General features: G+C 43.6%; 13 protein-coding genes, 2 tRNA genes and 1 rRNA gene. 6 read left to right on the top strand and 10 right to left on the bottom strand.

The features are described from left to right. Nucleotides 1-271: 271 nt before the first annotated feature. Nucleotides 272-838, bottom strand: coding sequence for an acetate uptake transporter (locus tag BKL49_RS10835; RefSeq protein ID WP_077425348.1), 567 nt, complete (start codon nt 836-838; stop codon nt 272-274). Nucleotides 839-1,062: 224 nt separating this feature from the next. Here BKL49_RS10835 and adhE point away from each other — a divergent pair, with 224 nt between their 5' ends. Beyond that, nucleotides 1,063-3,684, top strand: coding sequence for a bifunctional acetaldehyde-CoA/alcohol dehydrogenase (gene adhE, locus BKL49_RS10830; RefSeq protein ID WP_077425346.1), 2,622 nt, complete (start codon nt 1,063-1,065; stop codon nt 3,682-3,684). Nucleotides 3,685-3,772: 88 nt separating this feature from the next. Here the strand turns inward: adhE and BKL49_RS10825 are convergent, their stop codons facing one another. Together BKL49_RS10825 and BKL49_RS10820 are read right to left on the bottom strand one after the other, a co-directional pair. Continuing rightward, on the bottom strand, nt 3,773-5,065 hold the full coding sequence (locus BKL49_RS10825; RefSeq protein WP_077425343.1) for a prolyl oligopeptidase family serine peptidase: 1,293 nt from the start codon (nt 5,063-5,065) through the stop codon (nt 3,773-3,775). Between the two features lie 77 nt (nt 5,066-5,142). Next, nucleotides 5,143-6,054 carry a LysR family transcriptional regulator gene (locus BKL49_RS10820; protein WP_077425341.1) on the bottom strand — a complete coding sequence of 304 codons (912 nt, stop codon included), beginning with the start codon at nt 6,052-6,054 and terminating at the stop codon, nt 5,143-5,145. 106 nt (nt 6,055-6,160) lie between these two features. On the opposite strand from BKL49_RS10820, the gene BKL49_RS10815 reads away from it, so the two are divergent. From BKL49_RS10815 to BKL49_RS10805, 3 genes are read left to right on the top strand one after another with little or no spacing between them, the layout of a single operon-like run. After that, complete coding sequence (locus tag BKL49_RS10815) at nt 6,161-6,391, top strand: tautomerase family protein (protein WP_077425339.1); 231 nt, start codon at nt 6,161-6,163, stop codon at nt 6,389-6,391. Nucleotides 6,392-6,397: 6 nt separating this feature from the next. Beyond that, complete coding sequence (locus BKL49_RS10810; RefSeq protein ID WP_077425337.1) at nt 6,398-7,288, top strand: alpha/beta fold hydrolase; 891 nt, start codon at nt 6,398-6,400, stop codon at nt 7,286-7,288. 9 nt (nt 7,289-7,297) lie between these two features. Beyond that, on the top strand, nt 7,298-7,582 hold the full coding sequence (locus BKL49_RS10805; protein ID WP_077425334.1) for a putative quinol monooxygenase: 285 nt from the start codon (nt 7,298-7,300) through the stop codon (nt 7,580-7,582). A gap of 90 nt (nt 7,583-7,672) precedes the next feature. On the opposite strand, the gene BKL49_RS12840 is transcribed toward BKL49_RS10805, so the two are convergent. The 4 genes from BKL49_RS12840 to zipA all read right to left on the bottom strand — a co-directional run bounded on the left by BKL49_RS12840 (nt 7,673) and on the right by zipA (nt 11,881). Further along, nucleotides 7,673-7,801, bottom strand: a complete 129-nt coding sequence (locus tag BKL49_RS12840) for a hypothetical protein (RefSeq protein WP_279625918.1) — start codon at nt 7,799-7,801, stop codon at nt 7,673-7,675. A 191-nt stretch (nt 7,802-7,992) separates the two neighbouring features. Further along, nucleotides 7,993-8,709: an oxygen-insensitive NADPH nitroreductase gene (nfsA, locus tag BKL49_RS10800; protein ID WP_077425332.1), complete on the bottom strand. Its 717-nt coding sequence runs from the start codon at nt 8,707-8,709 to the stop codon at nt 7,993-7,995. Nucleotides 8,710-8,856: 147 nt separating this feature from the next. Then, nucleotides 8,857-10,863 (bottom strand): NAD-dependent DNA ligase LigA, encoded by a 2,007-nt coding sequence (gene ligA / locus BKL49_RS10795; RefSeq protein WP_077425330.1) that lies wholly within the window; start codon nt 10,861-10,863, stop codon nt 8,857-8,859. Between the two features lie 103 nt (nt 10,864-10,966). Next, nucleotides 10,967-11,881, bottom strand: coding sequence for a cell division protein ZipA (zipA, locus tag BKL49_RS10790; protein ID WP_077425328.1), 915 nt, complete (start codon nt 11,879-11,881; stop codon nt 10,967-10,969). Nucleotides 11,882-12,033: 152 nt separating this feature from the next. Between zipA and cysZ the strand changes: the two genes are divergently transcribed. After that, a complete protein-coding gene (cysZ, locus tag BKL49_RS10785; protein WP_077425326.1) occupies nt 12,034-12,879 on the top strand; it encodes a sulfate transporter CysZ in 846 nt (281 codons plus the stop codon). A gap of 101 nt (nt 12,880-12,980) precedes the next feature. After that, the gene (gene cysK, locus BKL49_RS10780; protein ID WP_077425324.1) at nt 12,981-13,928 is read left to right on the top strand and encodes a cysteine synthase A; all 948 of its coding nucleotides are present in this window, start codon (nt 12,981-12,983) and stop codon (nt 13,926-13,928) included. 321 nt (nt 13,929-14,249) lie between these two features. Here cysK and BKL49_RS10775 read toward each other — a convergent pair. The 3 genes from BKL49_RS10775 to rrf all read right to left on the bottom strand — a co-directional run bounded on the left by BKL49_RS10775 (nt 14,250) and on the right by rrf (nt 14,548). Further along, a tRNA-Trp gene (locus BKL49_RS10775) sits at nt 14,250-14,325 on the bottom strand. Between the two features lie 18 nt (nt 14,326-14,343). Beyond that, nucleotides 14,344-14,420: transfer RNA gene (locus BKL49_RS10770), tRNA-Asp, on the bottom strand. Nucleotides 14,421-14,432: 12 nt separating this feature from the next. Next, nucleotides 14,433-14,548: ribosomal RNA gene (gene rrf / locus BKL49_RS10765) — 5S ribosomal RNA — on the bottom strand. Nucleotides 14,549-14,609 lie beyond the last annotated feature (61 nt).

The following is a 14,609-nucleotide window of genomic DNA, read 5'->3' as shown; positions in this document are numbered from 1 at the left end:
AGGCTGTAGGCTGTAGGCTCATTTTTTGCTCCTTATTTTATTGATGTCAAGTAATAATTATTGCTTTCTAAGATTTTTTACAAAGAAATGGAGAAAGCCGCTTTTTAAATTTTCCTGCATTACTCAACAGAGAGCTTGTAATTTAGAGGGACTCCACGCTTTGTCTCCTTAGAGTTAACCTATTGAAATTTCTTAAATTCTAATAAAGACGCCAGCATGGCGTCTCTACTTTTAATACTAGGCTAATTAGCTACGTAAATATCACAAAAAACTATTTTTTCTCACCAATTGGTAATACGGTTCTACCGTAAGATTCGTTTAGCACTTCTGCGGCTGCCAAATAGAAAGCACAAAGGGCGGTGATTAACCCTAAATAGCCGCCCACATTGACAATTGCGTGATTGCCCGTGGCATCGCCAATGGCAAGGGCATAGAAAGTGAGGGTTAAAAAGAAGAAAATCGCTTGTAATGCGCATGGTTTCGGGAAGGTCGCCAAAAACATCATTAAGGTGAATGTTCCCCACGCACCTAAATACCACGCCACAAATTGGGGTGAAGCTTCGCCTTTAAAGAATGCCACAAATAACGCCCAAGACCACCAGAATGCACCATAACTGATGAAGGCGGTAAAACCGAAAGTATTCCCTTTTTTAAATTCAAACATTCCGGCGATCATCTGTGCCGTTCCGCCAAAAGCGAATGCCATTCCTAACACTAAGCCAAGGTTTGTGCTATCAAACACACCCGCATTAATTAAACAAAGTAACCACGTTGTTAATGCAAAACCACACAACCCCAACGGGCCCGGATTCGCTAAACCGTCTTTTGCTGCCGACATAAAAATTTCCTCAAAAAGTCATAGACAATAAAGTGCGGGATTATGAGCCAAATCCCTCGATAAATAAATAGCTCAATACATAAATTTTTTCTCAGCTTATTCAAATTTGATAGAGATCAGCTTTTTATTGAATAACGCCAAAAGACGTTAGAGTTAAAAAAACAAACTCCATATAATTAGAAATAGTTAGATTTTTAATTTTTTAAACTTTAGGAGAAAACATTATGAGTAATGTTGAAAATGCAGTAAGTCCTGCACAAGCAGAAGTGAATGCACTTGTTGAAAAAGGTTTGGTGGCATTGGAAGCCTTCCGCCAACTTGATCAAGAACAAGTAAACTACATTGTGGCAAAAGCCTCTGTTGCAGCCTTGGACAAACACGGCATTCTGGCGATGCACGCTTATGAAGAAACCGGTCGCGGTGTATTTGAGGACAAAGCCACCAAAAACCTGTTTGCCTGTGAATATGTGGTGAACAATATGCGTAACCTCAAAACCGTAGGCGTGATTAGTGAAGATGATGTCACCGGCATTACCGAAATTGCCGATCCTGTCGGGGTAATTTGTGGTGTAACACCAACTACGAATCCAACCTCCACCGCGATTTTCAAATCTTTAATCGCCTTAAAAACCCGCAACCCGATTATTTTCGCATTCCACCCCTCCGCACAACAATCTTCCGCCCACGCCGCCCGCATTGTGTATGAAGCCGCTGTGGCAGCAGGCGCACCGAAAGACTGTATTCAATGGATTGAACATCCTTCAATGGAAGGCACTTCCGCTTTAATGAAACACCCGGGCATAGCCACCATTCTTGCCACCGGTGGTAATGCAATGGTGGAAGCCGCTTATTCTTGCGGTAAACCGGCACTTGGTGTGGGGGCGGGTAACGTGCCTGCTTATGTGGAAAAATCCGCTAATTTAAAACAAGCGGTACACGACATTGTAATGTCAAAATCCTTCGATAACGGAATGGTGTGTGCCTCTGAACAAGCGGCGATTGTTGATGAAGAAATCTATGAAGATTTCATCAAAGAAATGCAATCTTACGGCGTATATCTCGTCAATAAAAAAGAAAAAGCAATGTTGGAAGAATTAATGTTCGGCGTGAAAGCAGACAGTAAAAACTGTGCCGGTGCCAAATTAAATGCCAATGTTGTGGGTAAACCGGCAACGTGGATTGCCGAACAAGCAGGCTTTAAAGTACCGCCTCGCACCAATATTTTACTTGCCGAATGTAAAGAAGTGGGCGAAAAAGAACCGCTAACCCGTGAAAAACTTTCTCCGGTGCTGGCTTTAGTGAAAGCCACTTCCACGGAAGACGGCTTAAATAAAGCGGAACAAATGGTGGAATTCCACGGCTTGGGTCACTCCGCAGCAATTCATACCGCAAACGCCGAACTTGCCAAAACTTTTGGTGAACGGGTGAAAGCCATTCGTGTGATTTGGAACTCACCGTCCACTTTCGGCGGTATCGGCGATGTGTACAACTCTTTCCTTCCGTCCCTCACCTTGGGCTGCGGTTCTTACGGCAAAAATTCCGTAGGCAACAATGTAAGTGCGGTCAATTTAATCAACATTAAACGTGTAGGCAGACGGAGAAATAATATGCAATGGTTTAAAGTACCGTCAAAAATCTATTTTGAACGGGATTCAATTCAATATTTACAATCAATGAAAGGAATGGAACGTGTCGTCATCGTAACCGACCGCACGATGGTAGATTTAGGTTTTGTAGAAAAAATCGCCAAACAAATCACCGCCCGCGGCAATCACGTTACCTATCAACTTTTTGCCGATGTGGAACCGGATCCGTCAATTGAAACCGTTCGCCGTGGTACAGAATTATTACGCAGCTATCAACCGGATACCATTATCGCATTAGGCGGTGGCTCGGCAATGGATGCGGCGAAAGTGATGTGGTTATTCTATGAACAACCTGAAGTGGATTTTCGTGATTTAGTGCAAAAATTTATGGATATCCGCAAACGTGCCTTCAAATTCCCACAATTAGGCCGCAAAGCCCGCTTTATCGGGATTCCAACCACTTCCGGTACGGGTTCGGAAGTAACCCCGTTTGCGGTGATCACGGAAGGCGATAAAAAATATCCAATCGCCGACTACTCCTTAACCCCAACAGTGGCGATTGTCGATCCGGCATTGGTGATGACCGTACCTGCACACGTTGCGGCAGATACCGGTTTGGACGTGCTTACCCACGCCACCGAAGCCTATGTTTCCGTGCTTGCGAATGACTTCACCGATGGTTTGGCATTACAAGCAATCAAATTGGTGTTTGAAAACCTTGAACGTTCGGTGAAAGAGAAAGATCCTGAAGCACGCGAAAAAATGCACAATGCCTCTACAATGGCAGGGATGGCATTTGCCAATGCATTCTTGGGTATGAACCACTCTCTTGCGCACAAAATCGGGGGACATTTCCACACCCCACACGGACGCACCAATGCGATTTTAATGCCGCACGTGATTCGTTATAACGGCACCCGTCCGGAAAAAACCGCCACTTGGCCGAAATATAACTACTACAAAGCGGATGTGAAATATCAAGACATCGCCCGTATGCTCGGCTTGCCTTGTGCCACACCGGAAGAAGGCGTACGTTCTTACGCTCAAGCCTGCTATGATTTAGCGGTACGCTGTGGCATTAAAATGTCCTTCAAAGAACAAGGTTTAGATGAAAAATCTTGGATGGATGCCCGCCGTGATATTGCACTTCTCGCCTTTGAAGACCAATGCTCACCGGCAAACCCTCGCTTACCGTTGGTGGCGGATATGGAAGACATTCTTACCCGTGCTTACTCTGGTTATAATCCTGAAGATTATTAATCCGTAAAACACCATAAAAATGAACCGCACTTTGAGTGATTGCTCAAAGTGCGGTTGTTTTGCAGGGAATTTATCAATCCCCCCTAGATTATTTCGTTTGAGCAAACAACCATTCACGAATTGGCTCAATACTATACGCAACCCGCCAGGTATTACGATGTCCGCTTGCTCCTTGACGGCTGTCGGTTTCACGAAATACCGTGTCTTTCGCAAAAATGGTGTAGTTAATTGGGCTGTTTTCAGCAATGAGATCATCATAAGCAAAACGGTATTGATCCGCATTCCAAGTGCCATTCCATTCTGCACGACTGATTTTTGCCCCTTCTTGTGCTAAACGCTCAGTGATTGCATTAAAACTAGGAAATGCCCCAAGGTCATCTACGGATGCCATAAACCAAATTTTATTTTTTGCCAATGGTGCAACTAAATCCGCACTCCATTTGCCTGCAACCAAATAACTTGCAGCAAAGAAATCAGGATATTTCACATTCATCGCCGTTGCCAGCATACAACCGCCAGACTGCCCTGTTACATAAATTCGTGTGGGATCGATTTTTTCTTCTTGAATTAACTTTTGCACCAAATGAATTGTGGTGTCTAGCATATCGGAGGTACGCCAATCATCATCGGCGATAATCTCATTATATTGCGGTGCCAATACATAACACGGACGTTTAGCTTGTTCGGCCGGCGCTGCCCAAACCACTGCCCCAAGTCCTTGAAAAAGGGTTACTTCCGTTTGATCGCTGGTTGCACCTGCATCGTGCATAAATAAGACTAAGGGTAGCGGTGTACTTTGATCTTGCGGTTTAAATAAATTATAAGGCAAGGTTCTCGCCGTTTGCGGATCGTGAAATTCTGCCTGTTGAAAATCATCAACAATTAAATTTTTCACCGCACTTGTTTCCAATGTTTTTCCTTCGGCTAAAACCTTTGCCTGTGCTGTTTTGTAGCGAATAATTTTGCTCATCGTATCGCCTGCTACCCAACGTGGTTTACCGCTATTGGGCGTTGGTGATTGTGCTGTTGCATTCGCCAACTGCACAGTTTCCTGTAAACTGCTACCCACTTCGTTAGGAAGTAACGCTACAATCACAAATTGACCTTTTTCACTGGCAGTTAAACCTGCTTCCTGACTAACAAATATTTTTTGTATCGTTCTGCCTTCAACCTTAAAATCTGCAGCCTGAATATCCGCCATTGTTAATTCTTGTGCAAATTCAATGGCAACCGCCACCATCTGTACACCATCACCAAAGACTTTAGTGATTGCCGTAGCATTTAAGGGCTGATTCTTTGTTTTCGCCAACACCAAACTCGGCATACTCACGGCACAAACCACGCCTGCACTCATCATTAAAAATTCTCTACGTGTTTGCATTTTTACCTCTTTATTTCCAATAAGTCATCATTCATCACGCTATCAAGACAAATATATCACCCAAAAGTGCGGTGAATTTAAATGCATTTTACCACGACCTCTTCCGCCACTGCTTTCATCACCTGCCGAAACCATTTCTGAATGGGATTATGATGAGATCGGGCGTGCCACGCCATTACTTTGCGATAACCTTGAATTTCAAGCGGTGGTTCAAGCAACACTAAATCCTTTTGTTGTGCCAAATAATGATAGGGGGCAACCGCAGCAAGATCGGTGTGATTTAAAAAATCAGGCAATAATGAAAAATGTGAAATGGAAAACATCACCTTGCGTTTTCGCCCAAGTTTCTCCAAAGCTTCATCGGTTGCCCCTTCAAATTGCCCGCCTTGGTAGGAAACCAGCACAAAATCCAATTCGCAAAAGCGGTCTAAATTCCATTCTTGTTGTAGCACAGGGTGATCTCGGCGAACGGCACAAATATAACGTTCGTCCAGTAAGGCTTGATGATAAAGCTGTTCACTAAAACTAAAATCGGCGGCAATGGCTAAATCACATTCGCCATTGGCTAATTTTTCTTCTACATCAATCCCTTGAATGGGCAACAGGGCAATTTTGACCTTAGGCGCAAGCTGTGCAATTTTAAAGGCAAAGGGAACGGCAAGGGTTTGCATTCCGTTTTCCGTGGCGGCAATGCGGAACGTCATTTCTAACGCCGCAGGGTTGGTATTCACAGGTTGCACGGCAATTTCAATTTGTTGCAAGATTTGAGCAATCGGCTCGGCAAGGGCTAAAGCACGATCGGTCGGCAACATTCCGTGTGAAGTGCGGATAAAAAGCGGATCATTAAATAAATGCCGCAATCGCCCAAGCATTGCACTCACTGCCGGTTGAGTCAGGTTTAACCGTTCCGCCGCACGGCTCACATTGCGTTCTAACAATAACGCATTGAGGGTTTTTAAGAGATTAAGATCAATATAGTTCAGGCTCATAGATATAAAAATAATATATAACATTTATATAAAAAGATGATTTAATTTATATCATGGCATTCCCTATAATGCACGCACCAAAACCAATTTAAATAAGGAAAAAACAATGCCACATATCAATATCAAATGTTACCCAAAAGGTTTAACCGAGCAAGAATTACAAGCCTTTGCCGATGATTTAACCGCTTTTGCCAGCGAACGCTTAAATACGCCGGCAGAATATATCACCATTGATTACACCGAAATTCCGGCGGAAGAATGGAAAGAAAAAGTGTATGACGCAGAAATTAAGCCCAATGCAGCACATTTGTTGCGTAAACCTGAGTATGAAATGTAAAAAACAATGAAAAAAATAACCGCACTTTTATTTCTAACGACACTTTACAGTACATTTGGCTACGCTACTCCTCTACGTTATTTCGGTCAAACCGCAGAAAACTATCAAAGCCAAACACCTTATGGCAACAATGAGCAGGTTGGGCATTATGCCACTGCCGATGATGGTGCAAAGATTTATTATGAAATCTATGGCAAAGGCTCGCCTTTTGTGGTGTTACACGGTGGATTAGTCGGTTCGCCTGCGGAAATGGGCGAGTTTATGGATAAATTGCGTGCTGATTATCAGGTCATCAGCATTAGCACCCGTGGACACGGCAAATCCCAAGTGGGACAGGCTGTGCCAACTTATGCTCAAAAAGCGGCAGATCTTCAAGCCGTATTAAAAGCAGCCCAAATTACCCAAAAAGTTGGCTTGCTAGGATTTAGCGATGGCGGTTACACCGCATTAACCTTTGCCGCACAATATCCAAACCAAACCGCTATGGTGATTGCCATTGGTGCAGGCGAATGGAAAAAAGGCTTTATCCAAGGCGGAATGAAAAAGCGGGCAAAATTTGCTCAAGTTGAGGCTATGGATTCCGCCTATTGGCAAGCGCAACAAAAACTCCGCCCCGAACCGCAAAAAACCGCACAATGGTTTACCCAAGCAAATCAGAACTACGATAACACCGTGGTTAGCCAAGAAACCTTCGGCAAAATCCAAGCGCCTGTTTTGTTGGTTGTGGGCGAAGACGATACCAATGCACCACTAGACAGCGTACTTGCCGCCTATAAAATGTTGCCGCAGGGCGATTTAGCCGTAATCCCTAATACCCCTCACGCTACCTTCATTGCAAACTTTCCTGCAGTTTGGGCTGTTGTGAAACCTTACTTAACCAGACTTGATAAACAATAAGGAGTCAATATGATTGGTGTTTATGCCACTTGCCAAGTGAAATCAGGTAAAGAAAGCGAATTTGAAAATTTAGTACAACAATTTATTGCTGAAAGCCGTACCCATCAAGGCTGTCAAAGCTACGATTGCGGCGCGGTCGCCAATAAAGCAAACACTTATTGCTTTATTGAACGCTGGGCAAGCCAAGCCGAGTTAGACGCTCATTTGGCATCCCCTTTCTTCCAACAAAATGCCCCAAAATTAGTGGCTATGTTGGAAAATGGTTTGGATATTAATGTAGTGAATTTTATCTAAGAAAAACGACATACCGCCAAAAGGTTTAGCCTTTGGCGGTATTTTTATTTAAAAATCTCAGTCAAAATCCACCGCACTTTATTCTCGCCATTATCCCCGCCATTCCACAAACTCCCCTCGTCCGGTTGTCGTTAATATGCCATTTTCCAACAAAGGTTGAAGCCATTTTCGCACCCTATTTTTATCTGCCAAACCAAAGGCGTATTGCAGTTCAATCATTGAAACAAGCGGGTAGTTTTGTAGGAAAGTGTGTAGGTTTTCTAACGTGATTTCAGTCAAATTGAGATGGATTTTGTCTTTCCGTTATAAACAACAAACAAAATGCCATTCTTGATGTGAAAAGTGCGGTCAATTTTCAACAAGTTTTTTATACGATATTGGTAGGATACAAAACGCCCCCAATGTTAAATTTACCGCGTCAGCAAGCCTTTAGATTGCAAATAAGCCAAAATCTGCGGGCGTTTTTGTTCCGCAAATACGCCTTTCATATAATCCGACCACGTGAGATCTTTTTGCGAACGTGCTTGATAATAAGCGGAAATTTCCGCATCAAATTCGGCGAGTTTCTCCGGATCTAACGGGCGATATTCATTTTCGGAACAAAGCATTTCCACCGGAAAGCGTGGGCGTAACATCGGATCTTGAGCAGGATAGCCCAAACACATTCCCACCAGCGGCACAACATATTGCGGCAGTTTGAGCAGTTTATCCACTTGTTCAATATCATTGCGTAGCGAGCCGATAAATACACCGCCCAAACCGCTTGCTTCGGCGGCAGTAAGCACGTTTTGGGCAAAAATGCCTGTATCAATCGCCCCAACCAGCAACCACTCTGCCCAATCCAATTCTGCATTTGGCACAATTTGGGCGTGTTTGGCAAAATCGGCACAAAATACCCAAAATTCCGCCGCACTTTCCACATAAACTTGATTGGAACAGATTTCACGCAATTTTTTACGAATTGTGGGATCGGTTATGCGAATAATGTGGGTTGCCTGAATATGCTGTGAAGTGGATGCCATTTTCGCCGCCTCTAAAATCGCGTGGCGAAGTGCCGCACTGATTGGCTGATCGGTAAATTGTCGGATAGAGCGGTGGTTTTTAAGCTGTTGTAACATTGGGTTCATTGGCGATCCTTATCAAAAGAAAATAGAGAGGCGTTAGTATAGAACGATTGCCAAAGTAGCTCAATGGATAGAAAAATACTGTTAGCGCAACCGCACTTATTGATGATACGAACAAGGAATAAAGTGCGGTCAAAAAAATCAATAATTTTAAAGCTGAGCTAAAAATTCTTCTTCCGTTAATACCGCCACGCCCAATTCCTGTGCTTTCGTCAATTTTGAGCCTGCGGCATCGCCTGCAATCACAAAATCGGTTTTGGCAGAAACCGAACCACTCACTTTTGCCCCCATTTCTTGGAGGAGGGCTTTGGCTTCATTTCGTCCCATTTGACTGAGTGTGCCGGTGAGTACAACGGTTTTGCCTTTAAAGGGGTTATCACCCGCTTCTTTTATCTGCACCGTATCCCAATGTACGCCTTGGGCGATTAAGTCATTCACTACGTCCACATTATGTGGCTCGTGCCAGAATGCCAAAATACGGTTTGCTACCACTTCGCCCACATCCGGTACTTGTTGAAGTTGTTCAAAATCTGCATTTTGCAAGGCTTCAAGGGTTTTGAAATGGTTTGCTAAATTTAAGGCGGTCGCTTCCCCCACCTCACGAATGCCGAGGGCAAAGATAAAACGTGCCAAGGTGGTTTGTTTTGCTTTGTTCAGGCTATTTAAGGCATTTTCTGCCGATTTTGCCCCCATATGTTCCAAACGGGTAAGGGTGGTGAGATTCAGTTTAAATAAATCGGCAGGGGTGTGAATCAATTCACGATCCACTAACTGTTCTATCAATTTACCGCCTACGCCATCAATATCCATCGCTTTTCGGGAAACAAAATGTTTCAAGGCTTCCTTGCGTTGTGCCGCACAGAATAAGCCACCGGTGCAACGCGCCACCGCTTCGCCCTCAATGCGGGTAATTTGGGAATCACACACGGGACAATTGGTTGGGAAAACGATGGGTTTGGCATTTGCCGGACGGCGTTCGTGCAATACGCCGATAATTTGCGGAATCACATCGCCTGCTCGGCGGATGATCACGGTATCACCAATGGCAATATCCAAGCGGGCGATTTCATCACCATTATGCAAGGTGGCATTGCTCACCGTTACGCCGCCCACAAAAACCGGTTCAAGTTTTGCCACAGGCGTGATTGCACCGGTGCGTCCCACTTGAAATTCTACATCATTCAATCGGGTTAATTCTTCTTGTGCGGGGAATTTGTAAGCAATCGCCCAACGGGGAGCTTTGGAAATAAACCCCAGTTCTTCTTGCAGGGCAATGTCATTAATTTTTAATACGGTGCCGTCAATATCATAGCCAAGACTACTGCGTTTATTTTGAATATCGCGGTAAAAATCAAGCACCTCATCCGTGCCATTGCAAAGACGAATTTCCGTATTCACGGGAATACCAATAGATTTTAGCCATTGTAAGCGTTCATAATGGGTGGTAGGTAAATCCACGCCCTCCGCAATGCCAATCCCATAGGCATTCAGCACCAATGGGCGTTTGCTGGTGATTTTCGGATCTAACTGACGTAGCGAACCGGCGGCGGCATTACGAGGATTGGCAAAGGTTTTCTCGCCACGTGCCAGTGCCTGTTCATTCAGGCGTTCAAACCCGGCGTGCGGCATAAAGACTTCCCCCCGCACCTCTAAGCGGGCAGGCGGATTATCCGTTAATAATTGCAGCGGAATATTGCGGATAGTGCGAATATTTGCCGTAATGTCCTCACCGGTTGTGCCATCCCCCCGCGTTGCCGCTTGGGTAAGCACGCCGTTTATATACAAAATGCTCACGGCAAGCCCGTCTAACTTTGGCTCACAGCAAAATGTCAGTGGCTTAGGCAATACAATCAAGCGATCTTCAATACGTTTAACGAAAGCATAAAATTCTTCATCAGAAAAGGCATTATCCAAAGAAAGCATTGGCATTTCGTGGCGAATTTGGCTGAAACCGGAAAGTGGTTTTGCGCCTACCCGTTGAGTGGGGGAATCGGCGGTAACCAGTTGTGGGTGTTCCAATTCCAATCCTTTGAGTTGATGAAAAAGGCGATCATACTCACTATCCGGCACTGTTGGGTTATCTAAAACGTGATATTCATATTCATATTGACGCAAGGTTTTGCGTAACGTGTCGATTTGGGTTTGAATGTTTGTCATAAAATTCTCACTGAAATTTGACCGCACTTTTCATCAATTCGACATAACAACGGCGAACTCAAGGTTCGCCGAAGGCAAAAGTGCGGTCAAAAATTAAGGTGTTTTATACGCGGGAGAGATAAAGCTGTTCTTGGTAATCATCAAAAATTTGTTCGTCTTCGGTTAGTACCGAACCACCTAAATCTTCCGCAAGGGTTTTGGCGGCAAGAATCATTAATTTGAGATTTGCCAGATTATTTCCCGGTGAAGGCAATTTCATAAATAAGGCGACACCGATTGTGCCGGAATCCACATTATACGGATTAAATGCCCCATCATCTTGTAAATTCGCCACGCTAAATAAAGTTGGACTTGCCACGCTTAAATCAAAATGGCGATGATACATATTACGTTCACCCAAAATAAAGCCGAGATTTTCAAGGGATTGCGTTAATTTTGTGGTTTGAAATTCACGGTGTTGTGGCGAAATGACATAAAGTTGAATATAACCGGAAGTTTGTTTTTGTACACTCGGTTCTGATGTGCGTGCTTCGTTAAAATGCACGGTAGATGTCATCTCATTCGTTTCGTTCAATGCTGCCGGTGAAGTCTGTTCTAAAGAAGCATTTAGGTTATCAAATTCATTATCTTCTTGACTAAGTTTTGGCGAATTTGCGGATGGTCTCATATTATATTCCATACGCATAGGTTCGCGCGGTGGCTGAGTGTCAGGAATCGAAATTTTAATATCATCTACCGTCCGTGCGATTTCATCATAGTTTACTTGCGATGTCGGCTTGTCATAATCAATGGGTTGCTGTGGTGCTTTTGCCAAAAAATCGGGCTGTGTTTGATGAGCGAGTGATTCAGAATCCGATTGTTGCGGCGGCTCCGGTTGTTCTTGTATAGAAGTGCGGTTAAATGTGGTGGCGTTTTCAAAATACTTTGATTTCTCACGGCGGTTTGACCATAATCCGTGTGCAATAAGGGCAATTAATGCCGCCACGCCCAAAATAATCAGGATAGTATTCAGATCCATTTTTGTTCCCCTAACAGGCAATAAAATTGCGCCAATGCTATCATATTTTGAGAACTGAAAAAACAGGGCAAGCGTGGGAATTTCAAGCTAAAAATGCGGTCAGAATCAACCGCACTTATGACGTTTATTAATACCTCAAAGGGAAGAAAAAGATGATTAATCAACAAGAAATCAAATCCGGTTTTCACTATTTTGTGATGGGCTGGCATTTTATTCGACAAAAGGGATTACGCCGCTTTGTGATTATGCCGATTTTACTAAATATCCTATTACTCAGTGGTTTATTTTGGCTGTTTATTTCACAAATTAGCACGCTTATTGATTGGGTAATGGGGTTTATGCCCGATTGGTTAGGCTTTTTAAGTGTGGTTTTACTCGTGCTTTCCATAGGAATGATTTTACTGTTGTTCTATTTCACCTTTACGACTTTATCCGGTTTTATCGCCGCCCCCTTTAACGGATTATTGTCAGAAAAATTGGAAAAAATGCTGACCGGTGAACCGATTAATGATGATAGCTGGCTGGATGTAATGAAAGATGTACCACGAATGTTACGCCGTGAATGGCAAAAATTATGGTATAGCCTGCCAAAGATTGTGGGGCTATTCTTATTGGGTTTTATTCCTGTGGTGGGACAAACTATTGTTCCCGTACTTACGTTCTTGTTCACCGCTTGGATGATGGCAATTCAATATTGCGATTACCCTTTTGATAACCACAAAGTTTCTTTCAATGTGATGAAAAATGCCTTGGGTGAGCAACGTTCACAAAGCCTGACTTTTGGTGGATTAGTCACTTGTTGTACTTTTTTACCCCTTGTTAATTTGGTCATCATTCCTGTTGCGGTATGCGGTGCAACTTTAATGTGGGTAGAAAACTATCGGGATCATTTGCGTTTTGATATGAACTTTAATGATCGCCGTCAATCTTCCACAACGCTTTCAACGCAAAGCAAGAATAAAGATATTCGTGCCAAGAATAATCAAATCGTGAAATAACGTTTGGTTATAAAATAGATCAAATAACTATTTTTTAAATGGACGCAGCACTGCTATAACTACGCCACTGACAACATAAAAACAGACTTCAGGGAGCAAATATGACAATTTATGCAGACAATTCTTACACTATCGGTAACACACCGCTTGTACGTTTAAAACATTTCGGCAACGGCAATATTGTGGCGAAAATTGAGGGTAGAAACCCAAGTTTTAGCGTGAAATGCCGCATTGGTGCCAATATGGTATGGCAGGCTGAAAAAGACGGAATCTTAACGAAAGATAAAGAGATCGTTGATGCAACCAGTGGCAACACCGGTATCGCGCTTGCCTATGTCGCTGCCGCCCGTGGCTATAAAATCACACTCACGATGCCGGAAACAATGAGTTTGGAACGTAAACGTTTATTGCGTGGTTTAGGCGTAAATCTCGTTCTTACCGAAGGGGCAAAAGGAATGAAAGGGGCAATCGCCAAAGCCGAAGAAATTGTTGCTTCCGATCCTAATCGCTACGTTATGTTGAAACAATTTGAAAATCCGGCAAACCCACAAATTCATCGAGAAACCACCGGTGTAGAAATTTGGAAAGATACGGAAGGTAAGGTGGATGTGGTTGTAGCAGGAGCTGGCACGGGCGGAACCATCACCGGTATTTCCCGCGCGATTAAATTAGATTTTGGCAAAGCCATTACATCTGTGGTGGTTGAACCTGCCGAATCACCGGTCATCACCCAAACCCTTGCAGGTGACGAAGTCAAACCCGGCCCTCACAAAATTCAAGGCATCGGAGCCGGTTTCGTACCGAAAAATTTAGATCTATCTTTAATTAATCGTGTAGAAACCGTAGATAGCGACACAGCAATCGCTACAGCCCGCCAATTAATGGCAGAAGAGGGGATTTTAGCCGGTATTTCTTCCGGCGCAGCCGTTGCCGCGGCAGATCGTATTGCCAAACTACCGGAATTTGCGGATAAATTAATTGTGGTGATTCTGCCATCCGCCTCAGAACGCTATTTAAGCACCGCATTATTTGAGGGTATCGAAGTCTAGTTCTCAAAAGCCATAAAAGTGCGGTTAAAAATAACCGCACTTTTAACTCAGTTCAAATCAATTCTCTAAAATCAATCTAAACAGATAATTATCCTACCTAATAGTATTCCCTAGACTGATCTCGCTTATATTGGATGGCTTTCAGATCATTTTCTTATTGAATAAAAAGTTGTTTATCTAACAAAATTTAACTTAATCAATAATATTCTTGGTGATATTGTTGATTCAGATTAAGGGAATGACAAACTCGTGGAAATCAATTTACAGCCAATGGCTGCTTACGCACAAATACTATCAAATATTGAAAATAAAGACTTAGAATGGCAGGGGCGGAGAGGCTCGAACTCCCAACACCCGGTTTTGGAGACCGGTGCTCTACCAATTGAACTACGCCCCTATTGGTATGGAAAAGAATTGGCGGAATGGACGGGACTCGAACCCGCGACCCCCTGCGTGACAGGCAGGTATTCTAACCAGCTGAACTACCACTCCGCTAAATGTGGTAATTGGCAGTGTCCTACTCTCACATGGGGATGCCCCACACTACCATCGGCGTTACAACATTTCACTTCTGAGTTCGGGATGGAATCAGGTGGGTCTGTTGCACTATGTCTGCCAAAAAATTTTTATTTCTTTAGTTCACTTACAAAAATAAACTAAAGAAATAATAACCCGGCGGTG

Origin of the sequence: Rodentibacter myodis (genome assembly GCF_001999305.1) — a bacterium.
GTDB classification, from domain to species: Bacteria; Pseudomonadota; Gammaproteobacteria; order Enterobacterales; family Pasteurellaceae; genus Rodentibacter; species Rodentibacter myodis.
This window is presented reverse-complemented; position numbering and strand designations above follow the sequence as displayed.